This is a genomic window from Bradyrhizobium sp. CCBAU 51627, assembly GCF_028128765.1.
GTDB lineage: Bacteria > Pseudomonadota > Alphaproteobacteria > Rhizobiales > Xanthobacteraceae > Bradyrhizobium.
Genome location: NZ_LBJG01000017.1, coordinates 28388 through 52875, shown reverse-complemented (window position 1 = coordinate 52875; position 24488 = coordinate 28388). Strand labels below are relative to the sequence as shown.

Here is a 24488-nt window from a genome sequence, read left to right as displayed (position 1 = left end):
TGCGAAGTACCGCGCCCGCCGGGGAATTTGGGCCGCCATCAGAAAACGCCTTCGTCAGCAAATTTTCTTTTGGTGGCCATGTTCTTGGCACTTGTCCATCGCCTGCACTCGGCGCGGTGCTCCATCGATCACGAATGCGTTCGATCTGTCGTAGCTGCGGTTTTCAAGGATCAGGGATGCAGAAGGCAGGTCCGGGCATGCACCAAATTCGTAGAATTCCTTGGCAGATTCTACAAAGAGGAGGCAGGACGGTTCAGGCCGTGCCCCTGCAACCGATCCATCGCCTGCCAAAGGCCTCGCATAGAACGCTTTACGGAGCTGCCCCGCCGAAAGCCCGATTGCAGTTCTGCTGCCTCTTCAGCCACGTTCAGGATAAATGCGTACGCGCTGGCGACCTTCGCTGTCCACCAATTCGCCCCTGTAAGGCACTCCGCGGATCTCGAAATAGGTTGGGCGCCCAACTTCGGGCATGATGCGCTGGCCTTCGAGGGCGCGGACAAGATAATCCGGCAGGAATCGCTCGCGGTGCTCCCATCCCCCGCGGATCAGATACCCAAGATCAACGGGCCCCTCACCGGATTGCGCCGCTGGCACGATCGGCCGGGGACGATGGAGCGACTGAGACGGGCCAGGTTCATCCGGCTGGCTCAGGCGGGGATGATGGATCAGGCGAACATCCCTGCGGCCTCCCGGACCAAGCGTCGCCGAATAGCGCTCCCCATTGATCACAAACTGACTTGGCCCGAACTGGTTTGGCAGCAGATGGATATTGCCCAATACATCGATCAACACGTCTGAAGCCGCCTGAGAGCCGTGGCGCCAGCCGGCGCCAACGATCGCGCCAATATCCCGCAGCTCCGGAGCCGCCCCCGGCGGTCCCGCGAACGACGAAGCGGCTGCAAATTCAGATGCTGGCGCAGAGCGCGCATCGTCACGCAAGTCGTGGGGTGTGGGTGGATCCAGATCAACGAAGGAATCGAGACCGCCGTAGATGTTTGACGATCGAGGTCTCACGGACGACGGCGATGCGGGGTCTTGCATCTGTTGCCCAAGCCAGGCCCAGGCTCCCTGGCTGGGGGTGGCCGGTGTAGCAGGAAGCTCAAGTGGCGGAAGCGCTTGCGCGGCCCAGTGCGGCGCTGGCTCTGGTGAGGCAGGTCCGTGGATCTGCTCGCCAAGCCAGTTCCAGGCTCCGCCGCTCGGCGTCGCCGGGGTTGCGGGAAGCTGCTGCGACGAACCGGCCTGCCAGTGGCTGCGCGGCGGTGGCATCAAGATGTTGGGCCCGTGGACCTGCTCGCCACGCCAATCCCAGGCTCCCGCGCTCGGGCTACCTGGCGTTGCGGGAGGATCCTGCAGTGAATGTGGCTGTCGAGCAGCTTCCCGAGAAGGCTGGCCCGGATCCTCAGGAGGCCTCAATCCAAGCGCCCTGTTCGCCTCCAGGATTTGCGCGTATTGGCCAAGCTTGACCAGATCAGCGTTGATCTTCTTATCCTTGGTTTTGCGCCTGTACTCCTCGAGATCCCGGACAAACTCGGGGGTGGAAAGTCGGCCGGCCATCGGTGGCCTATTATTCGTCTGCAGCCACTCACTCAGCTTTGACATGCGGCGAGCTTGCCTGTCGATCGTCTCCGGCTCGATCCTGCGTGTCGCCTTTTCCGCCGTCGCCCACATGCCGATGAGGGTTGCGTCCGCGCTGTGAGGAGCCAGTCGGCGGAGATCAGGCGCCAGGGCGTTTCCGGCACAGACCTCACGGAGCTTCTTCAAGGCCGCCTTGATGCGCGTACTGCGGTCCTTTGCGTAGGTATCGACATCCTGATCGAGTTCAGCTTCCAGCTGCTCGTTTTCCACCTGCGGGTTGTCCTGCTGCGCGTTTTCCAATTCTCGGCGAATTCGATCCGCAATTGAGGGCCTGCCGGCCGTGCTCAGGCGCACGCTCAAATGGCGCAGATCGGCTGCCGCATTCTTGATCGTGCCGTCGGTGAGCTTACCCGCCGCGTTGTTTCTGAAATCTTTTATCAGCACCTCGTCCGCGTCAGGGACAGGCGCCCCGCGCGTCCGGCCCGGCTGCCTAGCGTAGTCAATGCGAAGATTCGTGGAAAAGGTGCCCGCCTGTCCCGCGTCGCGCGAGGACTTTTCGCTGCTGCTCCCGCCAAAAGCCTTGCCGACTCCCGACTTGAAGCGTGACCATAATCCGCCGCTTTTTCCGCTCTTAGCCGACGCGGCAGACTCTGCGTACGGAAAGCTGTAGCGAGCGCTGCTGAACAGATCATCTCGCAAACTAGGCTGCGGCACTTGCGCCGAAGCGGGAAGCTGAAAGCTGGGAATGTCTACGCTCCGGCGCCTGTCGCCCAGCGCACTCTCTCTAAAAGCCGAGGGCGGCGGCAGCCGCATCGACCCGCCGAAATTCTCCCGCCCGACTGCTCGCCCCTCTCCTTTGGGAGCCCGATCAGGCGAACTTGACTTGCTCTCATCAGAGGGATCGAGATGCAAACCCTCCAGCTGCCGTTCAAAATCACCGTGCTCACTTAAGTTGTCCCCTCGCTGCGCGGTCCGCCCCTGCAGCGCGGCGTACTCCCGCATCCAGGCTCCTAAATCGAAGAATGGGTCAACCGGATCCACCCTGCTCTCCTCATGTTTGTATAAGCCCTACAGCAATCGGTACGGCCTGGTAGCAGATCGTCTACGAAGAAAACGATTGTCGATTGTTGTAGCCGCAACCTTTCGGAAAGCTGACGAGATCAGGACATTGCTTCGCGATTAACGGCCTCGCATGGGCGCCGCCTGGCGACAGGATGGGGCACTCCAATTTTTCGCACCTCTTCGCAGGCCTGTTCCAATCGACGAAATTCGCAAACCGATCAGAACAATGGATGCCCTTTCGATCGTGCGAGGAATTCAACTTCACGGCCGGGCTCACTCAGCCGCGACCAGACTCCAATATGCGTGACGAGCGTCCTCTCGTCCTTCGCACAGCTTTGGCGGTAAGCTTGTTATCTTCAGGCGCCCTTTTGGCGATGACAAAGGCTTTTCCTTTGCGCAGATGCCGGCAGGCGTTCTCTCGTACCTTCGACTTCCACCTTTTGCGCGAGTATGAGCTTGGCAAGCCGACTCGACGAATGGAGATCCGGCAGGCTTCATTCGCCGACTTCAATCGGCCGCAGTCTGTAACTGAGGGTTCGCTAGGCTTATCGTGCAGTCACAGGTCTATTTGAGGTCATATTGTTCCCGCCCACTTGCGCTGCGCCCTCTTGGTCTCCTCAACCACTATTGACTGACGGAGCTCTCGTCCCGATGGACTGTCGGGCGGACGCGGATGCGTCTCGCCTTACGCGCGAGTTTTCGATCGCTCGGCAAGACCGAAAGGGGCGGATCGACGGCAGCGCACTTTCGGCATGCGAAAGCCCTTGGCAACGATTGGCGAGACTTCATCATCAATCTTTGCGGGGCAATGATAAACATCCCTAAGGCGGTTTGGGACCTCATAGTTCGGGACCGCCACGCTCGGCCAGCACACGGTGCATGACCTCGCGTTTGATCTCGCTGGCGAGCTCGTTGCGGACTTGAGCTCCGAGCACCCGCTCGGCATCCGGATCGCCTAGAAGGCCATACTCGGCCAGTCGCTTATTCAGGCGGGTTTGAAACTTCTCGTCCATGGCTTCGACGAGCCGGTCTTGCATCGCTTCATATTCAACAGGAGCAATTCGCCTCAGCACCGTCTCCCAGGGTTGCCAGCGGGTTGCCATGTAGTCAGTAAACTGGTTCGCCTCTTGCTCGCGAACCAACTCCAGCGCGCGCGCCGCATCATCGGATGTCACGTGAGAAACCGTCAGAAAGCGCATGTCAGGGGCGACGTGAATCAGCTCCAGCGGCTCGCGCAGAAGAAGTTGATAAGCCAGGTAGACCTCCACATCGTCTACGCCCGGGTCGAGGGTCACGAGCGCGTTGACCCTGTCGCGTGCGATCCCGTCTAGCGCGTCCAGGCGGAATGCAACGCGGCCACGCTGGATCAATTCGGCGAGCCTATCATCATATCCCCCCTCCTCGACGTCAGCATTAAGGCGCGCGGTCCGCATACCGTTCCAGTGCAGAGTAACGCGATCCTCGCAGCTCGCGTTGGCCTCTGAAGCCTGTGTGAAAAACTGTTCGCGCAATCTCGGATTGGTCGCCGCCTGCCGCAGATCATCCGCCACGGCCTGCCGAAACTCGTCACTGCCATAATTGACGGTGCCGCGTAGCCGATCTAGGAACCGGGCGTAGTCCTGGGCGCCAGGCTCATCCGCAAAGTGCTGCCATTCGGCCAACGCCGCCGGATCCTGCCCTAGCCAGTGCGCGGCAGCCTCGTACAGAGGCAGCTGCCCAAGATGCGGCGTCGCGAGGTGAGCGCGGACCTCGTCCGGGAATGGATTATCACCGAACTCGACGTTCTGCAGCGGCCGGCTCAAACTTCCAGGTAGGAGATCTTCAGGCAGGCTGGTCAGCCAGTTACCGGTCAGATTGATCAATTGAAGCCAGCTCGGAAGGGTTTCCGGGAGGTTGGCCAATTGATTGCTGCTGACATCGAGTTCAACGAGGCCCGATGGGAGGGACTCGGGAAGTGCGGTCAGCTGATTGCCACTAACCGCGAGCGAGGTGAGACTGCTCGGGAGAGCGTCGGGCAGGCTACCCAGTCGGTTGTTGTTTGCGTTCAGGATCCCCAGCTCCGATGGGAGGCTGTCTGGCAGACTGGTCAACCTGTTATCGCTCACCTCTAGGCGATAGAGGGTCGCCGGAAGAGCGTCCGGCAAACTGGTTAACCGGTTGTGGCTAACAAAGAGCTCGCGGAGCCCGGATGGGAGGCTAGCGGGCAGGCTGCTTAGCTCATTGTGCATGGCGCGGAGGTTCAGCAGCCTCGGGGCCAGGGCGTCGGGCAAAGCGGTTACCTGCCGTCCTGCCTGCCGGGCTCCAATTTCTTGGCGCCAACTACAATCGGTTGCTGAACCTACCCGAACCCCTCCCTGCTTCGCTCCAATTTCTCCACGTCAGCCACAATCAGCAGAAGAGCCTGCCGGTGGCACTGCCTGCTATGCTCGAGTTTCTCGACGTAAGCCAAAATCAACTGACGGATCTGCCGCCGGCTCTCCCAGCTTCGCTCGAGTTTCTCGACGTAAGCCAAAACCATTTGACGAGTTTGCCTGAGGACCTGCTGACGGGCTTCGGCGCTGCTGCCACCATAGTTCTGACTGATAATCCGCTATCTGAGCAGGTGCTGACGAACCTGAGTACAGTCCTAAGCGCGGAGGGTTTTGTCGGTCCGACTGTCCACCTTTCGCGCGACGTTGAAAGTGAAGCCTCCGAGACGGACGATGAACAGGCCGATGCGCTTGCTGAAACAGTTGCAGAATGGCTCAAGAGCGATCCACAGGAGGGCGATCGGGAGGTGCTTGCCGCTTGGCAGAACTTTGCGCAAGAGCCGGGCGCTCGGGAATACGGGCTTTTCCTCGGCAAGCTGTTCGACTCCGTCAACTCTGGCAATGAAGGATTCCGGCAATCGGTGGCCAACGATCTGCGGCACGCGGCCCCCCCCAATTGCGTGCCCAGTACTTTCAACTGGCATGGGACGCCAACCAGACCTGCGAGGATCGCAGAACATTAACCTGGAACGGTATGCAGACCGCCCGCCTCATCGCGGAAGTCGAAAACGGCCTCTATGACAACAAGGAACGGCTTGCCGATCTGGTCGATTTGGGGCGCGTCATGTTCCGCATGGACGCGCTCGAGGCGATCGCGCGCGATAAGGCTCACTCGCTCGGCTCGGTCGACAACGTCGAAGACATCGAGGCCATTGAGGTCTTTCTTGCCTATCAGAACAAACTGCGCGAGCGGCTGGGACTACAACACGTCGCTCCGGACATGCGATTCTTTGAGGTCTCCGGCGTCACCGACTCTGACGTTGATAAGGCAGAGACATCCGTGCGGGACAGGGAGGCGGCCGAATTTGCCGACTATTTGGCAATGGACTGGCAGCCTTGGGACGATGTGGTGCGTCGCATCGCACCGGAGGACCACGCCAGCACGCAGGACCAGCTCATTGCTGCAATGGGAAAGGAGTTCGACAGCCGGATGGAGCAACAGCTCGCCGACCAAGGCCTGACCGGGGCCGAAGCTAGCCTCATCGAGGATGCCAAGCGAGAGTTGGGTGCCGCAGTTCGTAAAGAAATCGCCCGTGAGATCAAGGGCGCTCTAAGAGACAAGGAGCTCAATGATCTCGGCCCTACCCTGTGAAGCCAGCTTTGCTGCAGGAGCCTGTTAATTCCTGCTACAGTTTCCCTCTGGTGCGCCGGTTTGTGCCCGAGAGCCTTCACGTGATGCGCAGCAAGCGGAGCGCCGCGCCGATCTAGAAACCGGCGCTGCTCGACTCATTCCAGCGGGTGTTTCCCTAAAGCGGCGATGGCCGATCTCGCGATGATGCGGATGCTCGTCGGCTGCTATCGCAGGGCCGCATGGATACGAGCGAATTGTCGAAATCGGAGAGCCGATACGCGCGTTTGTACGGGGCCGGCATGGAAGAACCACGGACTCCAACGTACTTGCACCGCGCGAATCGGCCGAGCGAGGCGACGGCTGCTGGCTGAGCTACGAGGGGCCTGACCATCCACTGGCCGAACGAAGATGGCCGCGAAGCATCAGCCCATTTCGTTCTCCGGAGATCTGCGCAAGGCGCTGAGCGCCCCTTCTGTCGGTTTGATTCCGGCGGCAGTTGGGTGGTGCTGTACACGACGCTCTATCACAATCAGACTCCCTCCCCTCATTCGTCCGAGGATCGTTATCGAACCCCTTCACCGTGAACGTTGCTCTTTGTTCCATCCTGATGGTTCGTTGGCAGCCAATCTGTGACACCCCCGAAGAACACGCTCAGCGACCATCTCGCAGCTTCGCCATCTGTCAGTTGATGGGAATGAGGCCTGCGGCCTGAAGGGTTAGCCCCGACGCCGAAGGATCTGTATTCAGCATAGTAGCTTGTCCTCAACGTATTGGTCTTGCCGGGCGTCCATTCGCGCCACCCTTCCGCGATCACGGGGGCAACTATCTTCGCCGACAGGAAGACTACGGCGGCGTAGAGGCGTCAGGGGCGGCCAAGTGCGATACAGCGCGCAGCATGCCCTTCGATGTAGCAGTTCGAGAAGTATCGTCGTGACATTCTGCCGTTTGGTCCCTTGCTGGCAAATAGCGGGTCCTGAGCGCCGAGCAGGCGGACGCGCGTATTGACGTTCCTGTCTCCGGTAACGGATAGCGCTACCGCCTGCGAAGGTGGATTGGCCGGATTGAGGACGTAGTCGTTCTGGATTGTCAGATTCTCAAGCCGGAAGTCATCGCCGGCGGCATCCAGCGTAGCCGAACGGGCGGTTCCTCCTACATTGATCGCGCCGTCGCCATACACAATGACCGTATCCTCCGGCTTCCTGCCAGTCCCTTCGATATGAATACCGGATTTGGAGATTTTGACCTTCTCGCGATAGACGCCCGGCGCGATCTGGATATTTTCGCCTTCCTCCGGCAATGCGTCGATGGCTTGCTGCACGGAGTGATAGTCTGCATTTCCGGCATGCGACACCAACAGTGGATGAGCGTACGCCGCGGGGATGCAGAAATATCCCGCCAGAAGTGCGAGTGTCACGTCAAGTTTATGCCCCTCGTCTAAGCCGCGCATCAGCAAACACCAGCGTCGCCATGCACATGACGGAGGACAATTTGCCGATAGACCGGAATCCTCGCGCCTTGAGCGCGCGGATCATATTTTGTACAGCCCGCGCCACATGACGGTATTGCCCGGCGGCGGACCGCTGGCGCGGGCGAGATACCCGCCGAGCCGGGCGATCTTGATCAGATAGTGCGAGAGTGCTTTCTGTCTTGCTTTTGGTTTGTCGTTGACGAGGCGATCGAGCACGCTGATTTCGGTCGCAGTCAACGCGAGGGGTGGCGGCGCGTCTGGGGTGGAACGGCTGAGCATCGTCATCCGGAAGACCCGCCAACTCAGGATGCAAAATAGCGAGATCAGATTGGTCAGACGCTGGGCAGTAGGATCTTGTGGAACACCTCGATCTTCCATCTCAAAGCGTACCATTCGAGCTTCTCAATGGCGTCAGTGCGGGAACCAACGGGCAGATCTTTGATCAGCTTCCACTGGATTTTCTTCCTGTTCTTCGGCGTCACGAAATGACATCACAGGCGGATGACCGTCGAGCTGTTTCTCACGGCTCGGAGCTTTGCGATCATTCCACCGCATCGCAGTAGCGCTTGAAAGCGGCGCCGCTTCATTGGAGGTCATCCAGATCGGAGCCAGGGGCCTCTCCTTTATTGACAGAAGCAAGCGCGCGCGATGCGCGCCTGCCACCCCTTCTAGACGCGACCATCATCTTCGCGGCTCGTAAAGCTTTGAATTTACTGCTGGGTGGCTGTCGGACGTACCTTGACCGCGATCTCCAGAGCGGGGCGCTACGTATCCTAGACGGCGAGAGATAGTCGTCGCCGCATTCACCACAAGAGGCGCCAATTGCTGTTCACTTTGTTGAGTAAAATGAAAGACAGGCATTGTGACTGCAATTGCGGCCGCAACTCGCCCTCTTCGATCGTAGATGACGGCCGCGATAGAGGCGATCTCAGGAATAAACTCTCCCACATTCACCGCGTATCCTCGTGCACGAATGGACGACAGTTCACGTTCAAGCATATCCACATCAGTTATTGTCCGCTCCGTATAAGATACGAGGCCGACCGCCAGAACATCTTCTAGAGTCGAGTTGGGCATTTGAGACAGCATCGCTTTTCCAGTAGCAGTGCAATGCGCTGGGTTGCGGCGACCTGGTGCCGCAACATGCTTAATCGATCCGGGGCCAAGAACATGCTCGATGTTAATGGCCTCTACCTTATTCCAAAGGCTGAGCGAGGCCGTTTCCCTCGAGCTCTCGGCAAGTTCTTCGAGATAAGGTCGCGCCACGCTGACCACATCGAGTTCAGCAAGGAGCGTGCTCGCGAGCGCGATAAGCTCAACGCCAAGCACAAACCGTCCGGTTTCCGCCTCGCGTTCGACAAATCCGTTGTGCTCGAGGGTTGCAAGAGTTCTCGAAACTGCACTTGCATGTTTTCCTAGCCGACGCGCGATCTCGTTCACACCGATCGGCTTCTCACTCGCGCCGATCACTCTGAGCAGATTCAATGCGCGTTGCACGGTCGTAACCTCGCCGCTAGCCGGGCCGCGACTGCGTGCGGAACGTTTCTCCAAGCTCATCGAAAGTTCCTTTGGTTCCGCTTGACAGGCATTCATGCGCCTGTCACTTTATGCAACATAATTGCACTATTTGCAACAGGGAGAGGTGAATGTCGGGTGGAGAACCGCTGCGCCTGGAACGGCTTTCTAAACAGTACGGCGGCGTGCAAGCGGTTCACGACGTCTCGGTTGAGATCGCGGCTGGTGAATTTGTCTCGTTTCTCGGGCCAAGCGGTTCGGGCAAAACCACGACGTTGATGATGGTTGCGGGTTTCGAAACACCGACCTCTGGCCAAGTTTTCATCGGAGCCCGACCGGTAATTGGGGTTCCAGTTCACAGGCGAAACATTGGGGTCGTGTTTCAGAACTACGCGCTTTTTCCACATCTCTCCGTTTTCGAGAATGTAGCGTTCGCGCTCAAGATGCGCGGACTATCCGGCCCCGACCTTCGAGCCGGTGTCGTCCAAGCGCTCAACCTCGTTCAGCTCGGCGGGTACGAAGGGCGTATGCCTCACGAACTGTCCGGTGGACAGCAACAGCGAGTCGCACTGGCGCGGGCACTCGTATTCCGCCCAGGCGTGATCCTAATGGATGAACCGCTCGGCGCGCTCGACAAGCAGCTTCGAGAGCACATGCAGCTCGAATTGAAGCGCCTCCAAAGATCACTCGGAACAACCGTAGCTTTCGTTACCCATGATCAGGGCGAAGCTCTCACGATGTCCGATCGGATTATTGTGATGAATGAAGGCAGGGTCGAACAGATCGGGACGCCGGAAGAAATATACGAGAGTCCACGAACGCATTTTGTCGCGAGCTTCATTGGCGAATCCAACTTCCTTGACGCGCAACTTGTTGCAAAAACAGATCATACCGTCGTTCTCAACGTGGGCGGCCTGCAGGTTCGTTCGACGTCGCAGGGGTTTGAGCACGATTCGGGAGCCGTCACTCTCATGATCCGACCCGAGAAGATCATTCCTCTTGTTGCTGGGTCGCGTGCTGACAATGAATTCGACGGTGTGGTCGAAGAAGTCGTATATTGCGGAAACGTCGTTAAATACCGCATCCTTTTGCGCGCCGCCGCTCCGGTGTTCGTTGTTGCGGCCGCTCCGCGCCACGCCTCTTCTCCCCGATTCCAGATTGGCGAACAATTGAGAATTGGTTGGGATGAGCGGGACGGGCGCCTTCTTGCCGGTGAGCCGAAAGGTCAAACGGAGCGTGCGGTTGGCAATGACAACGCCACGTCGGTAATGCCGTCGGTCACCACAGAACATCGTCTCGCAATCGTGCCTTCATAAGGGAGAGATTTCATGACGTACCCGATCATCAAATCCGGACGGCCGACCCGACGTCAGGCCTTAGCAGGCATGGGGGCGGCGGCGGGCGGAGCGGCGCTCGCTATTGGCGCCCCAGGCATCCTGCGGGCACAAGAATCAGCGCTTGTCGTAGTCTCCGGCGGCGGAGTGTATGAGGAGGCGATCCGCAAAGCAGTAATTGATCCCTTCCAACGCGAGACGAGTATCAAGGTGACTTATGTGTCTCCGGCCGAAGAGGCGAAGATCAAGGCGCAGGTCGATAGCAACAACGTGCAATGGGATGTAGTGGAGCTATCCCGGCCCGCTTTTCGACCGGATGCGCACAAGTACCTCGAGGAAATCGATTATGGGGCGTTCGACAAAGAAACGCTGGACAATCTGCTGCCTGAAGCAAAGGCAAAATACGCCGTAGGCTCGTACGTCTTCAGCACGGTTATGGGATTCTCAACGGCCGAATACCCCGCCGACAAGCCACGCCCGCGCTCATGGGCCGAGTTTTGGGACACCAGCAAGTTTCCGGGACCACGCTCCCTCAGGGCATGTGCGAACGGAGATCCTACCACGGTCGAGTTTGCGTTGCTGGCGGCCGGCGTTCCCAAGGACAAGCTGTACCCAATCGACTTCGACAAGGCGTTTATGTCCCTCGATCGCATCAAGCCGCACATTACGAAATTCTGGACCGATGGAGCCGCCGTAAACCAGCTGCTGTCGGATCGTCAGGTCGCACTGGCTTCAGCATTCAATGGCAATATAGAATACCTTAAGGCCCAGGGTGCCGCCGTTGATTACCAGTGGGACGAAGGGGAGCTCAGCGCGCTTCACTGGGTCGTGCTGAAGGGCGCGAAAAACCGGGATGCGGCTATGCGGTTTGTAGCCTACCAAGCCAATGCGCAGGCGCAAGCTCGCCTCAACAATCTCATTTTTTATGGTCCGCTAAATCGCGCCGCCTTTAAATACATCGAGCCCAAGATCGCCGCCAAGCTGCCCACGGCACCCGAGAATATTGACAAACAATTCTTCCGAAATCTGGCATACTGGGGTGCCCAATCCTCCTCTGGCAAGTCTAACATTGAAGTGCTCGTCGAGCGCTGGATTAAGTGGGTGGCCAGCTGATGGCCACGTCACTCCACGCCCTGAGATCGGCCGTCGCATGGCTGGCCGACAACCGCGAACCCTCGCTCTTACTTGCTCCGGCTGCGCTTCTGCTCGGGATCTTCTTCTTCATACCGCTCGCTGGTCTTCTATCTCTCAGCCTACTCGATCCCGGACCGACCTTCGCGCATTACCAAGAGTTCTTGGGTAACCCAACGAACTGGATCATCCTCGCCCGCACCTTTGCGCTGGCAACAAAGGTTACGCTGATCTGCCTTCTATTGGGGTATCCACTTGCCTTCTGGATCGTCTCGGCGCGAACCTGGGTTGCCGCGGCGCTATTGCTTGCGGTTATATTGTCGTTCTTCACGAGCTACCTCGTGCGTACATACGCATGGATGGTGCTCCTCGGACGCTTTGGCGTTATCAACCAGTTATTGATGGCGCTCGGCCTCACTGAACGGCCTCTTGACCTTATCTACAATCAGTTCAGCGTCCTTGTCGCGATGGTCTACATCCTCATGCCGTATACGGTGCTGGTGCTCACCAGCGTAATGAGAGGGATTCCGTTCGGTCTGACGCGTGCTGCTGCCTCGCTCGGAGCCCCTCCGGTTCAGAATTTCTGGCGTGTGTTCTTTCCCTTGAGCGCACCGGGCGTGATCGCGGCCGGGCTGCTCGTCTTCGTATTCGCGCTTGGGTTCTATATCACACCGGCACTGCTCGGCGGTCCGAACACAATCGTACTGCCGATGCAGATCGACACTTATGTGAATGGAACTCTTAATTGGCCGCTTGCCGCCACCGCTGCTACGGTGCTGCTCGCAGTCACGCTCGTGCTCTATTCAATTTCCAACTATTTCGTCGATAGCGAACGCCTGCTGAGCTCTCAGCAGGGGGCTGCCCAATCAGCAATATCTACCGCTCGTCATTCAACCAGCGCTTATGTGCGGCTCATTGACCTCGCTACAGCCTTAGTGCGCACCCTCGGAAATCACATCCCCTTTCCCGCTGGCCTCACAAGAAATTGGGAGCGTCTCGCGCTTGGGGGTAAGCTATTGCGAGGAATGAGCTTGATTCTTATTGCGTTCCTCGTCAGTCCCATCCTGATTATTGTTCCGATCTCGTTCAGCTCTTCACGCTTCCTCGATTTCCCGCCTCCGAGCCTCTCGCTACAATGGTACGAGGCCTATTTCAGAAGCGATGCTTGGGTCTCCGCCTCCGTTCAGAGCTTGGTTATCGGCATAGCTACCGCGCTTGTAAGTCTTGCCGTCGGTTCAGCAGCTGCGATGGCACTCGTGCGCGGCAGTCCGCGAATGCGCCGTGTCGGTTACCAGCTCATGCTCGCACCGCTAATCGTGCCGGTGATCATCAGTGCGGTGGCACTCTACTTCCTCTTTGCACGACTGCAACTCATCAATACGTCTCTCGCGTTGGTGATAGCGCACAGCATCGGTGCCGTTCCGCTGGTGGTGCTGATCGTCGCCGCTAGCCTGCAGGCCCAGAACATACGGCTTGAGCACGCTGCCGCGAGCCTCGGGGCCTCGCGTATCGTTACGATCTGGCGAATCGTGCTCCCATCCATCCGTCCTGCACTGATAGTCGCAGGGTTCTTTGCCTTCCTGGCATCATTCGACGAGGTGGTGCTGTCGCTCTTCGTAAGCGGGCCAAATACCAAAACCCTACCGGTTCAAATGTGGTCGGGAATTCGCGAAGAGATCTCGCCCACTATCGCCGCGGTTTCAAGCCTGTTGATCGCGTTCACAGTCTTCATCTACGCCGGCGTGGAAACTATGCGCCAATTGGGTGAGCGGCGGGGCAAATAAGCGAGCAGACAACCAAAGGAGCCGACCTGGTGAATAGATCTGAGCAGAGCGGGATGGATTTCGACGTCGCAGAATATCGAGAACGACTGCGGCGCACGCAAGAAGAGATGGCGAAGCATGATCTTCCCGTATTGCTACTGCATCAACCCGAAAATATTCTCTACCTGACAGGTTTCTATACGACTGGCTATTTCTCCTATCATGCTCTTGCAGTCCCAGGCAGCGGCGAGCCGACGCTGATCTTGCGCGATATGGAAATCCCGGCCGCGCGCAGCACGTCATGGGTAAAAAGCCATACGATCTATGCAGATGCGGCTGATCCAGTCCCCGTTTGGCTCGATGCAGCTCGGAGGGCGCTCGATGGCTTCGGCCTGGCCGGCGGGCGTATCGGGGTGGATGAGCACTCATGGTTCCTAACGGTGGAACGTTGGAAGATGCTGCAAGCGCTCCTACCGAAAGCAACTTTGGTGAGGGAGCCACGCATTGTCGACCAACTTCGCCTGATCAAATCGCCGCGGGAAATAGATTACTTGCGGCAAGCGGCCCGCCAAGTTGAGGTCGGCATACGCGCTGGCATTGAAGCAATCGCGCCGGGCGCGACGGAGCGGGTGGTCGCGGGAGCGGTTTTCAATGCGCTCGTGGGCGCCGGCTCGGGATTGCCCTTGAGCGGCATCATTATGTCCGGCAACCGAACGGATCAGCTTCACGGAGATTACTCCGACCGGAGCCTCGAACAGGGCGATGCGGTCTATTTCGAACTCCAGGGGATCCATCAGAAGTATTGGGCTCGCTTAATGCGCACGGCGGTGGTGGGCCAACCAACCGACGACCAGCGACGCATCGCTGAGACGATCATCCGCATCCAAGACGAAGCAATAGCGCTAATGCGACCGGGGACATCGGCTGGCGTAGTGGACCGAGCTTGTCGCGAGCCGCTCCTCGCCTCTGGCCTCCGCGAAACATACACGAACCGCGCAGGTTATTCACTAGGTCTAAATTACCGTCCTTCTGCCGGCGAGTTCATCCGGGAATTCGTTCCAGGTGTGGAGTGGGTGTTAGAAACTGGAATGGTGTTCCACATGTTGATGATGGCAGCTGGCATGGGCTTCAGTGAGACGGTGTTGGTTACGGATCAAGGACCGGAACGCCTAACTCGAATGGAGCGCAAGCTCTTCTCTCGCCTCTGAGGATCCTCCCGATGGCCAAGTCCGCTCGCCCCGTAATAGGCATCGTTAGCAACTTCGATGTCGAGAAAGACGGCTATTTCTGTTCCGCCCACTACGTGCGAGCAATCGAGAGAGCCGGCGCGCTGCCCGTCATATTACCGTACGTCAATGCAGATGAAGTGGCCGCGGTACTCGACCACATTTCCGGCGTCGTACTCACGGGCGGTGGAGATTTTCCGGCGGAGCTCTATGGCGCCTCGCCACACCAGGCAATTCAACGAATGATTCCGGAACGCGACCGGTACGAATTCGCGCTCGCCCGTTCAGCGCTTGATCGGAGAATACCCATTCTCGGCATTTGCCGAGGAATGCAACTTCTTAATGTAGTCGCTGGAGGCACTATTTATCCTCATACCCTCGATGAGCTCACATCTGCAATCGATCACCGCGACGGTACGCCCCTGGATCAGACCGTTCATGAGGTCCACGTGGAGCGCGAAACCCAATTATCGATGCTTTGTGGGGAGCAGTCATCGTCCTTCCGAGTAAACAGCCTACACCATCAAGCCATCAAGCAGCTCGCTTCAGAGTTCGTGATCTCCGCACGCGCTGCGGACGGAATTATCGAAGCAATCGAGAGGCCGGATCGACCTTTTGTGATCGGCGTACAGTGGCACCCCGAATGTATGTACGACAGCGAGCCCGCCTGTCGTCGACTGATCGACAATTTCGCGAAGGCTTGCAACCGGACGGAAAAAGAGCCCGCCTGGCCTCAGCGACCCACGCGGTCTCAGAAGCGGGCTTAATCAAGGGCAAACATCACTCGCCTTCACGAACCGGAACGAAAGCACGAACCGGAACGGAAGCGCCAATAGCCTCCCGGACAAGCTCCTTTCTCCCCGAATAGCGGGTCGCGGTGGTTATCCTCACTACATTGTTTTGCATGCCGAAACGCCAAAACCACCCTAGTGAAACAAGATGAGCTTCTACACCACTCCGACAAACATCGAAACTACCACATCTGGGAGGGTGCGCACGCCCGCTAAAAGTGCCGGCGCTGGGTTGAGGCGTCCCCAATCTGCGGGCCGAGATCGGTTTGCTTAAATGGCTGACGGTCTGTCCTCCCGGCAGGAAAGCGCAGTCCTCTCTCGTGCGGGTAATGCCGCACGGCAGGGGTCACTACCAGATTTGGCGGGTCGGCGGCATAATCGGGGTCGGTTTAACTTCTCCCGTATCCTCGTTGCGGCAGTTGGCCCACCCTAGTAATCACCGGCTTGAGATGGCGAGCTCTGCTGAAGAGATACATGGGAGGATTGCCTGATGGCCTCGACTGGTTACCGCTGCTCCAGCGCCCTGGTGAGCAGAAAATGCGGACGATCTTGCCTCATTCATCCAGCAACGTACCTATGGAGCACTTAAGTGCCAGTTCTAGACGAGCTAGCTAACTTCAGTAGCAACTACCCAACGAACGAATTGCCCGCAGCTACTCGGCGAGCGATTTCGCTGCTCATACTGGACCTGATCGGTGCAGCCGCTGCGGGTTTGGAATCGCCGTTGGCGCAAGCTGCCAGAAAGTCTGCACTCGAAGCTTACGGAACAGGGGACACAAGCATTTGGCTGACAGACGAACGGTCGAGCGTCGTCGGCGCGGCGATGGCAAATAGCGCTGCGGCGAGCGCGCTCGACATCGATGATGGTCATCGGGCCGCAGGCGGTCACCCCGGCGCAGGCGTCATCCCTGCCGCCATTGCAGTAGCTCAGGCCGTCGGTGCCTCTGTTTCGGAGATGATGACGGCGATCGCGATGGGATATGAAATAGCACTCCGGATTGCGAGTTCTCGTCCTGCTCAAACCATCGATACCCTCGCGAGCGGCCGTTGGGTTGGCTATGGGGCCGCTGCAGCAGCAGGCCGTCTCTTGGGTTTGAGTCCAACACAAACTGCTCACGCGCTTGCGATTGCGGGGTCCGAAGGACCAATAGTATTCTTAAGCGCAACTCCAAAGTTCGAGGGCAGTACGATCAAGGAGGGGATTCCCCCTGCGGTCGTAACAGGTCTGACCGCGGCCTATCGCGCACGGGCAGGCGCAACCGGACCGCTTGATCTTCTTGACGACAACGATCGTTTCACGCGTGATCTCCTAGTAAGTAATCTCGGATCTTCCTGGGAAGTTCAAAAATGCTATTTGAAGCCATATGCATGTTGCCGCTATATGCATGCAGCTATCGATGCGATCCTTGCGATGCGTACGGAAGGGGAGAAGATCCGGAGGCTGCGGATCGAGACGTTTCAACAGTCGATGCGCCTCGCAAATGACCGCGCCCCGAGCAGCCTAGAGGGGGGGCAATACAGCTTCTACTTTAATTGTTCACTGGCCGCTTTATACGGTTGGGAGGCGCTACAGCCTGTTCAAGCTGAGAGTCTCACTGACGCACGCGTACTCGACTTGTCTGCGCGTATCGAGCTTGAGCCGTCGCCCGATTTTGCTACCGCGTTTCCAGTCAGAACGCCGGCCCGAGTCATCATGGATCAGGGCAAAGGGCTGGAAGAGATGATCGTGTTGGATCCCTTGGGAGATGTCGCAAACCCGCTATCTAACGATCAGATCGTGGCGAAATTCAAAAACATCTCCAGAGCGAACATTCATACGCAGTGGCAGGACGAAATCCTCTCGGCGTTAGCTAGCCTTGACACCAAAGGCTTTCCGCCCCTCCTGGCTGCCCTGTCGCCACCGGGCAATCGTTATTCGACATATCAAACCCGCAAACTTGAACCATCGGTTTGAAATGCGGGCACGAGCAATGAGCAGTACGCTCTGACGGGTCCCTTATCAGCCAGTGGGTCGGCGACGACCTTGGCCATCGACCTGGTCGAATGCGGGAGCTGGCGAGTTTCGGAAACACGCAGTCTTGCAGCGAAGTTCCGATGCAGCATGGCTTCAATGAAGGCGCCGAAGACGCGACACGCGCCGGGCGGCATTTATTTCGGCGGGCTGCCGACGCGGTCGCGGACCGAGTAGCGCGGGATTTTCGTGGTTGAACTTGATAGGTTTTTCGACACCGAAGTCGTAAACGCCCCTCGCGGTCTTCTCCGACGCCTAAATTAATATCCGATGACAGCGTCCTCGAGTTCCATCCCGATCGCCTATCAAGCCGCGTCTGCACTTCGCCGCAGAGAAACGACGAAGGGACCTCGTTGACTTTCACCATCGGGATTCGCGTGGACCGGTGCGCTTACAGATTGTAAGGAGCTGCATTCGACGAAGCGGAAAACGGTTTCCTTGGTGCCCAGACGAAGTTTGCGAGTTGCAAGCTAAGTCGCCGCGTTCTTTAAATTTAGGACAGAAATGCGAAAATCTACAAAGCTGTCGTTCGGCCGGCTCACAGTGTAGGTGCGGACCGCCTTGTGGTTGTCAGTAGGTTTTCGATCATACGGGCGGCCTCGAAGAGCTGAGCATCAGAACCGGGTACGCCAACCATTTGCACAGCGACGGGCAGGCCGCTACTCGGCAAGGCGACTGGCAGCACCAGCGCGGGCGCGCCTACCAAATTGAAAAATGAAGTGAACAGCGTCAGCGCATTTCCAATCGGAAAAGTCTCCCCGGCAATGTCCACATCGACAGTCCCGACTTGCGGCGCTGTAATCGGGCAGGCAGGCGTCAGCAGGACGTCGAAAGTCTGCATGTTCTGCGCAAAGGCTCGCCTGTAAGTTCCCATCAAGCGCATACACTGGATATACTTTTCTGCAGGCAGCAACTGCCCCAGTATCATGGCGCCGCGCATATCGGGACCGAATCGGTCGCTCGCGCTGGCGAGATTGGGGCCGTGGTAGGCGACAGTCTCGGCCAATTGAATTATCAGCGACACTGTACGTGCCTCCGACTGGTCCGGGACTTCGATCGCGCCGAAAGTGGCCCCCGACCGTCGCAAGTGCTCCTTCGTTACTAGGAACGCGTCGCGCACTGGCGCCTCGCATTTCTGATCGAAGCCATCGACAAAGGCAACTCTCAGCGACGCCGCGGAAATCGTCGCTGGCGAGAGCCTTGTGATCTGCCTCACGACAAGCTCCAGGTCGTCAACAGAGGTCGCCAGTACGCCGGCGTGGTCTAATGACCAGCAATAAGGGATAACGCCGTCGAGACTGATTAGGCCGTAGCTCGGCTTGTACCCGGCAATGCCGCAGAGCGCAGCCGGAACACGACACGAGCCTCCTGTGTCAGTGCCAAGTGCGAATGGCACGATGCCTGCCGCCACCGCTGCCGCGGAGCCACTGCTCGAACCGCCGGCTAGCCTTGTCTCGTCATGCGGGTTGACGACCGTTCCGGCCCAGCCATTCTCGCCGGTCGCGCCATAGGCGAATTCGTGGAGATTGGTTTTGCCGATAAGGACGGCCCCCGCTGCGTCAAGCATGCAAATGGCCGCCGCCGACGTGCTCGGTATATTGTTCTCTAACACCCTGCTACCTGCGGTTGTGCGGATGCCGGCCGTTTGGAACATGTCCTTCACGGCATAAGGAATTCCGTCCAGAGGGCCCAGGGCGCGGTTTGCCCTTCGCCGCGCATCAGCTTTCCTCGCCTGGACTAGCGCATGGTCCGTTGCCACCGTAATAAAGCTGCGCAGCGACGGATTGGTCCGCTCCGCCGCAGCAATACAGTTCTCGACAATCTCGACCACGGACTGGCTGCCGTCCTCAAGTGCGGCTGCGATAGCCTTGATTGACATCGAGTTAGCCATGAAATGAGTCTGTTGCACGCACTACTGCATCGGGCGGGGCTTGTCTCAAGCCTCTGCCGACGGAAGTCGCTGCTACCGCCCGCATGTGAGTGGCTAGAATCCGCGGTAGATGGGATACCCGCGGCAGACTTTGCATGTCTGCGGCTTTTTCTGGCCAACAAAAGCCCGGCATTCGAACGCCAGCTTTCCGCGATCGCACGTCGATCGAATTTTTCGCAGCATTGTGCAATCGATGCGAGTACGGCTTCGTTAGATCGAAATGTTGGCAGGCCGAATCTGCTGTCGCATAGACCGAGTTAACAAGGCCCGTGAAGTCGCTTGTGCCAGCCGCCGCACCCGGTTGACGGTGTTCCCACAGCAGCGCCTCAGGATTGTCAGTATCGATACAGATCGTGTGGATGCTTTGCGCCGCGAGATAGTCGTACTGAGCCGACCCAGCAGAGAATAGACTCGGCTCAAAACGAGGATGCCGAGCGGCTTGGGCGTGCAGTAGATCATCTCCGTTTTGACCTTCAGAAAGGTTGAGTGCTCTTCCTACCATTGGCTATCAACCACAATTGTGGGCGCGGTTCGTCGGTGCGAGCGCAGATCGCTAGAGGCAATTTTCGCCGGCTTCTGACCTCATATTTTTGCGTTGAATGTATCCTTGTCAAGGATCGCGGTCGGCGCTCCAAGAATCATCTGCGTATCCCCAGAGCACGCACATGTCCTACCATCCGGCTACTTCCTGCCTAGTTGGCACGCATTTTGAGAGTCCCTCGTTGCGATGTGACATGAGCGTCGACCGATACTCATGTTGTGGTTCGCGTTGCGTCTATAGAACGAAGAAAGAAAAGAGCATGTCAGATCCATCTCAGATCGCATTGCGTGGAAAGGAACGTCTTGGCAACTCCAAAGCTCCCGCGGCATCTTCGCTGCTCCTGTCGACTTCAGCCAGAACCATTCTGATCGGCGGCTCCAACCTCAAGGCCACGGCGCGGTGAGGAGCAAGTGCGGTGTACAGCAACCTTCAAGGAACGAAGCATGATTTCACAGCTGCCTATAATTGCACCTGGCCTCACTCCTATTTTCGCGCCCATCTAGCCCTGGACTATGTGATTCCAGATCGGGCGAAGCCCGTCTTCGAAAGGATCTTCGCCGACTATCGACGTTGTCGACGCAAAACTAGGCTGAAGATTATCGATGTCGGTTGCTCCTATGGCGTGAACGCTGCTTTGCTCCGCACCGATCTCGATCTCGATGAACTCTATGCCGCCTATCTGCAACCCAGCGGATCTCTCTCGGGCCGACGGGAGATCGAGCATGCCAACTTTTTTCGCAATCGCGGTCTCCGCGACGACATCCAATTCGTCGGCGTAGATCCATCGTTCCGGGCTGTTCGCTATGCGCAGCGCCTAGGCCTTTTGGAAGCGGGCATCACGGCTGATCTGGAAACCCGTGACTTGACCATTGAGGAACATGGCGCCCTCGCGGATTCGGACATTCTCATTAGCACGGGCTGTGTGGGCTACGCCAGCGAGCTGACCTTTGGACGTGTATATCATGCTTCGGCGCCTTCACGCCCGTGGGTCGTCACCTTTGCAATGCATCCCTTCAGTTATCACGGCATAGCCGCTGTCCTTCGGGATTTCGGGTTGGAAACCAAGCTCATCGACCGGTTCAGACAGCGCCAGCGACGCTTCTCCACGCCAGCGGAACGTGAGACAATCCTGAACGCTATGGCCACACTCGGCATGGAGGATCGCCTAGAGCGCACGACCGGCTATGTCTACGCGTCCTGCTACATCTCCGCACCACCGGGCGAAGCGCTCTGACGCTCTCATGGACAGGCAGATCTCGGGACGCCTTGAACGCGGTTTGGGGGGCCAACCGAATCGAAGGTGGGGTTCCGGCGAGAAGGCTGATGGCCTCTCGGGAGGAGCTTTTTCGCGGTGTCCGATTGAAGACGCCTATGTTCGGAAGCGGACATAGTAAGATCTACGCGCTTCATCTGCGCAGCCCAAACCACATCCTTATCGCCTTTGCTCGCACGACCGCTTTCTTGGCGCGCCGATTGCAAGGAATGGAAGCGCTTTGGAGTCTAGATGCGCTATTGCTCTTAAAATCCAAGCGCGTGAACGTGATAGTGGGTAAGCATCCAGGGAGTCGCTCATGCGAGTGGCCATAGCGCGGAATCATGATCACACGGGTGTGATCAACCGATTCGGTCAATCTTGTCGTGAGGAATACGATCGCGATGCAGTTGAAAGAATAGTAGCGGCACTACATGAGGGCGGCCACGAAACATTGCTCTGCGAAGCCGATAAGGGACTACTCGCCGCGCTCGAACGGTTTATGCCACCCGATCCGCAAGCTTCCCCCGCCGGCATCGTCTTCAATTTGGCGAACGGAATTCAGGGCGAGTGCCGGTTGTCCCACGTTCCGGCCATGCTCGAGTTGGCGGGAGTGCCCTACACTGGTGCGGGACCGCTTGGGAATGCGCTGGCGCTCGACAAGGTGATCACTAAGATGCTGATGCGCGATCGCGGCGTGCCGACACCGAACTTTCGCGTCATGCGCCGCGCTGCCGAAACAACCTGCGATTTGCGATTCCCGGTGGTGGTAAAGCCACGTTCCGAATCCACCAGCTTCGGATTGCAGCTCGCACATGAGCCCGCTCAGCTGAGGCAGGCAGTAGAAGCGATCGTCACGCAGTATGCCCAGGATGCACTCGTCGAAGAATACATCGAGGGACGAGAAATTTATGTTGGCCTGCTGGGAAACGGGGAGCCCGAAACCTTGCCACTGGTGGAGCAGGATTTCGGCGACCGAGAAATGCGCATCTTTACCAACGAAGACAAAGAGCGCATGGCCCTCGCGCCTCTTTGCCCGGCACAAGTAGATAGGAGGCTTGCGACAATGCTGCGGGATATGTCGGTTGCGACGTTTCGTGCGTGCCAGTGTCGCGACTATGCCCGGGTCGACATTCGGATCGACCGCTTTGGCCAGCCATTTGTATTGGAGATCAACTCGATACCGGCACTGCGCGGCATTTTTGTTCAGGCCGCGGCCACCGCCGGATACAGCTTCTCGAGCTTGATCAATCGCATCCTCGATATTGCCCATACGCGATATTTCGGCGTCGGCGCTCCCCAGTCGGGACGCGCGTTGACTCGCGACCCGAGCGCTCCAAGTTAGCAGGATATCAGGCTCTCGCTCTGCTGCTCGCGCGGGTTGGATGCGGGGTGCTTTTTGGATGTGTGTGGATGCTTCACCTACCAGATGCCGTAGTATCGCTGCTTGCCCATTAACTGTAGAACTCTTTTTCAGCGAACGAATTGGGGTGTTTTGGGGCATGCAGAGGAATGCAACGACGCTGACGGTCTCGAATTACATTCGGGCAGCAGATGAACTGGGATGCAACTGCGGTCTCCAGCAACCGCTTGAGGAGTGTGTCCGGATTGCCGGCAGATTTCCTTAACTCACAGGCCCCCCCCAAAAAGGCGCTCGAACCGTTCAAATTCGCAGAATACGCTTTGATACGCCGAAAGCGTAGTCTTGTCGCCAGTCAAGCGCGAGTAATCAGTCCTTTCTCAACATAGCTACAGGACCTCTACGACCCCAGTACGTCGCTGATAATGTAACGCTCGCCGGAACGTTTGACGGCAAGCTAATCGCAGAGTCTGAGGTCAGGCACGGCTGAACAACTGCTGCCGATGTGAGCTCGGACCGAGCAAAGCATGCAACGTAGGAGTTAACAGCCAATGGCAAGAAGAGCGCTCATACTGCTTGAGGGCACAAGGAGCAATGGTCTGCGATACGTCCAAGCGGCCCAGGGTCTTGGTCTTCATCCAATCACCCTGTCGGCTGATCCGGCTCAGTACGACTATCTTGCGGCAGAATGCAATGAGGCAATCCATGTCGACACAGATAATCAAGATGCGCTGATCCGCGAGTGCGCCCGGCTACGTGCTACCCGTGACGTTGCTGGTATTACGAGCGCCGAGGAAACAGTCTATGCGACAGTTGGCAAGCTCTGTCAGCATTTCGATCTACCGGGACCAAACCCCACGTCGATTGAACGATGCTGCGACAAATTCGCTCAACGTCAGCTTCTCGCGGAGGCCGGCGTTCCAGTACCTGCTTATCGCTTGGCGGCGAATGCTACGGACGTAGAAAGCGCGGCTGCAGAAATCGGCCTACCGGTCGTTCTTAAGCCAGCCGTAGGCCGTGGCAGCAGTGGTGTCCGATTGTGCCGCAACGTCGAAGAGTTAGCCCAACACACGGCCTATCTATTGGGTGGGAAGCATACATGGCGATCGTCGCCAAGGATACTGGTCGAAGAATTCGCAAAAGGCCGTTATTATTGCGCCCATATAATGGGAGACGAGTTAATTGCGATTGCCGCCGCTACCTTCGGCCCCCCACCGCATTTTGTCTTCCTTGAGGGCACCTTCCCAGCCCCGCTGACTGATGACGAGCATACGCGTATCGCCGATGTTTCGCTGAACTGTTTGCGAGCTCTCAACCTTGGCTGGGGACCAACGAACATTGAACTCCGGTGGACGAAGCGTGGCCCAGTCGTCATTGAAGTCAATCCGCGCATTTCTGGAGGTCCTCACTCGATCCAGGCGGCTTACGGTATTGATCTCATCACAGAGCACATCAAGCTTGTCATCGGCGATGAATTGGATTTGCGGCGAAAGCAGTCGCACACTGCGGCTTGGCGCTCCCTAATTCCCGATCGCGATGGCGTCCTCGATTGGATTGATGGCGACGGTCGGGCAGCTGCTGTGCCAGGTGTCACCGAGGTCAAATTGTTTGTTAAACCCAAGATGTCGATCGTTAAGAATGGCGATTACCGAGACTCTATCGGACACGTGATGGCGGCTTCACCTAGCCGGGCCCGGACCGCGGCGATACTTCAGCGTGCCATCGACTTGATCGATTGGTCAATCACACCATTTCCGACGCTAGGCGCACAGGACTCCATGGCCCGCGAACCCTCACCAGGCGGACGCCGCGCCTAGTAAGGAATGATGTCGCCGAATATGAGTGCAATCGAGAGCAGGAGGGAAGGTTTTTGACGCGATCGTCGGCCGAAGCAAGAGTCAAGCCGCAGCCCCGCAAGCGCTCGACGAT

14 protein-coding genes and 3 pseudogenes are annotated in these 24488 nt (G+C 58.0%); 10 read left to right on the top strand and 7 right to left on the bottom strand.

Annotated elements, in window-relative coordinates; genetic code table 11:
* Nucleotides 1-357: 357 nt before the first annotated feature.
* Nucleotides 358-2616 (bottom strand): hypothetical protein, encoded by a 2259-nt coding sequence (locus XH88_RS08695; RefSeq protein WP_271614994.1) that lies wholly within the window; start codon nt 2614-2616, stop codon nt 358-360.
* Between the two features lie 860 nt (nt 2617-3476).
* Nucleotides 3477-4916 (bottom strand): annotated as a pseudogene (locus tag XH88_RS08690) (NEL-type E3 ubiquitin ligase domain-containing protein); the annotation flags it as partial.
* Nucleotides 4917-5059: 143 nt separating this feature from the next.
* Between XH88_RS08690 and XH88_RS08685 the strand changes: the two are divergent.
* Nucleotides 5060-6258: pseudogene (locus XH88_RS08685) on the top strand (NEL-type E3 ubiquitin ligase domain-containing protein).
* A 541-nt stretch (nt 6259-6799) separates the two neighbouring features.
* Here XH88_RS08685 and XH88_RS08680 read toward each other — a convergent pair.
* The 4 genes and pseudogenes from XH88_RS08680 to XH88_RS08665 all read right to left on the bottom strand — a co-directional run.
* Nucleotides 6800-7084: pseudogene (locus XH88_RS08680) on the bottom strand (pectinesterase family protein); the annotation flags it as partial.
* A gap of 15 nt (nt 7085-7099) precedes the next feature.
* A complete protein-coding gene (locus XH88_RS08675) occupies nt 7100-7684 on the bottom strand; it encodes a pectinesterase family protein (protein ID WP_271614993.1) in 585 nt (194 codons plus the stop codon).
* A gap of 81 nt (nt 7685-7765) precedes the next feature.
* Nucleotides 7766-8098, bottom strand: coding sequence for an IS4 family transposase (locus tag XH88_RS08670; protein WP_271614992.1), 333 nt, complete (start codon nt 8096-8098; stop codon nt 7766-7768).
* A 288-nt stretch (nt 8099-8386) separates the two neighbouring features.
* The gene (locus tag XH88_RS08665; RefSeq protein WP_271614991.1) at nt 8387-9262 is read right to left on the bottom strand and encodes an IclR family transcriptional regulator; all 876 of its coding nucleotides are present in this window, start codon (nt 9260-9262) and stop codon (nt 8387-8389) included.
* Nucleotides 9263-9351: 89 nt separating this feature from the next.
* Here XH88_RS08665 and XH88_RS08660 point away from each other — a divergent pair, with 89 nt between their 5' ends.
* The 6 genes from XH88_RS08660 (at nt 9352) to XH88_RS08635 (ending at nt 17419) form a co-directional block, all read left to right on the top strand.
* On the top strand, nt 9352-10536 hold the full coding sequence (locus tag XH88_RS08660; protein WP_271614990.1) for an ABC transporter ATP-binding protein: 1185 nt from the start codon (nt 9352-9354) through the stop codon (nt 10534-10536).
* Nucleotides 10537-10548: 12 nt separating this feature from the next.
* Entirely contained in the window at nt 10549-11667 is a 1119-nt protein-coding gene (locus XH88_RS08655) for an ABC transporter substrate-binding protein (protein WP_271614989.1), read from the top strand.
* A complete protein-coding gene (locus XH88_RS08650) occupies nt 11667-13469 on the top strand; it encodes an ABC transporter permease subunit (protein WP_271614988.1) in 1803 nt (600 codons plus the stop codon). Before XH88_RS08655 ends, XH88_RS08650 begins: the two co-directional genes overlap by 1 nt.
* Nucleotides 13470-13522: 53 nt before the next feature.
* Nucleotides 13523-14656, top strand: a complete 1134-nt coding sequence (locus XH88_RS08645; RefSeq protein ID WP_271614987.1) for a M24 family metallopeptidase — start codon at nt 13523-13525, stop codon at nt 14654-14656.
* Nucleotides 14657-14667: 11 nt separating this feature from the next.
* Nucleotides 14668-15441: a gamma-glutamyl-gamma-aminobutyrate hydrolase family protein gene (locus XH88_RS08640; RefSeq protein ID WP_271614986.1), complete on the top strand. Its 774-nt coding sequence runs from the start codon at nt 14668-14670 to the stop codon at nt 15439-15441.
* 613 nt (nt 15442-16054) lie between these two features.
* The gene (locus XH88_RS08635) at nt 16055-17419 is read left to right on the top strand and encodes an MmgE/PrpD family protein (RefSeq protein ID WP_271614985.1); all 1365 of its coding nucleotides are present in this window, start codon (nt 16055-16057) and stop codon (nt 17417-17419) included.
* A gap of 595 nt (nt 17420-18014) precedes the next feature.
* Here XH88_RS08635 and XH88_RS08630 read toward each other — a convergent pair.
* Complete coding sequence (locus XH88_RS08630; RefSeq protein WP_271614984.1) at nt 18015-19355, bottom strand: amidase; 1341 nt, start codon at nt 19353-19355, stop codon at nt 18015-18017.
* A 1007-nt stretch (nt 19356-20362) separates the two neighbouring features.
* Here XH88_RS08630 and XH88_RS08625 point away from each other — a divergent pair.
* From XH88_RS08625 to XH88_RS08615, 3 genes are all read left to right on the top strand, one after another.
* Complete coding sequence (locus XH88_RS08625) at nt 20363-21181, top strand: hypothetical protein (RefSeq protein ID WP_271614983.1); 819 nt, start codon at nt 20363-20365, stop codon at nt 21179-21181.
* Between the two features lie 337 nt (nt 21182-21518).
* Entirely contained in the window at nt 21519-22544 is a 1026-nt protein-coding gene (locus XH88_RS08620; RefSeq protein WP_271614982.1) for a D-alanine--D-alanine ligase family protein, read from the top strand.
* Between the two features lie 566 nt (nt 22545-23110).
* Nucleotides 23111-24376 (top strand): ATP-grasp domain-containing protein, encoded by a 1266-nt coding sequence (locus tag XH88_RS08615; RefSeq protein WP_271614981.1) that lies wholly within the window; start codon nt 23111-23113, stop codon nt 24374-24376.
* Nucleotides 24377-24488 lie beyond the last annotated feature (112 nt).

Coding starts and splice junctions, on each gene's coding strand:
- XH88_RS08675 (WP_271614993.1), bottom strand. CDS start 7,684: ATGCGCGGCTTAGACGAGGGGCATAAACTTGACGTGACACTCGCACTT.
- XH88_RS08670 (WP_271614992.1), bottom strand. CDS start 8,098: ATGGTACGCTTTGAGATGGAAGATCGAGGTGTTCCACAAGATCCTACT.
- XH88_RS08665 (WP_271614991.1), bottom strand. CDS start 9,262: ATGAGCTTGGAGAAACGTTCCGCACGCAGTCGCGGCCCGGCTAGCGGC.
- XH88_RS08660 (WP_271614990.1), top strand. CDS start 9,352: ATGTCGGGTGGAGAACCGCTGCGCCTGGAACGGCTTTCTAAACAGTAC.
- XH88_RS08655 (WP_271614989.1), top strand. CDS start 10,549: ATGACGTACCCGATCATCAAATCCGGACGGCCGACCCGACGTCAGGCC.
- XH88_RS08650 (WP_271614988.1), top strand. CDS start 11,667: ATGGCCACGTCACTCCACGCCCTGAGATCGGCCGTCGCATGGCTGGCC.
- XH88_RS08645 (WP_271614987.1), top strand. CDS start 13,523: ATGGATTTCGACGTCGCAGAATATCGAGAACGACTGCGGCGCACGCAA.
- XH88_RS08640 (WP_271614986.1), top strand. CDS start 14,668: ATGGCCAAGTCCGCTCGCCCCGTAATAGGCATCGTTAGCAACTTCGAT.
- XH88_RS08630 (WP_271614984.1), bottom strand. CDS start 19,355: ATGTCAATCAAGGCTATCGCAGCCGCACTTGAGGACGGCAGCCAGTCC.
- XH88_RS08620 (WP_271614982.1), top strand. CDS start 21,519: ATGCGAGTGGCCATAGCGCGGAATCATGATCACACGGGTGTGATCAAC.
- XH88_RS08615 (WP_271614981.1), top strand. CDS start 23,111: ATGGCAAGAAGAGCGCTCATACTGCTTGAGGGCACAAGGAGCAATGGT.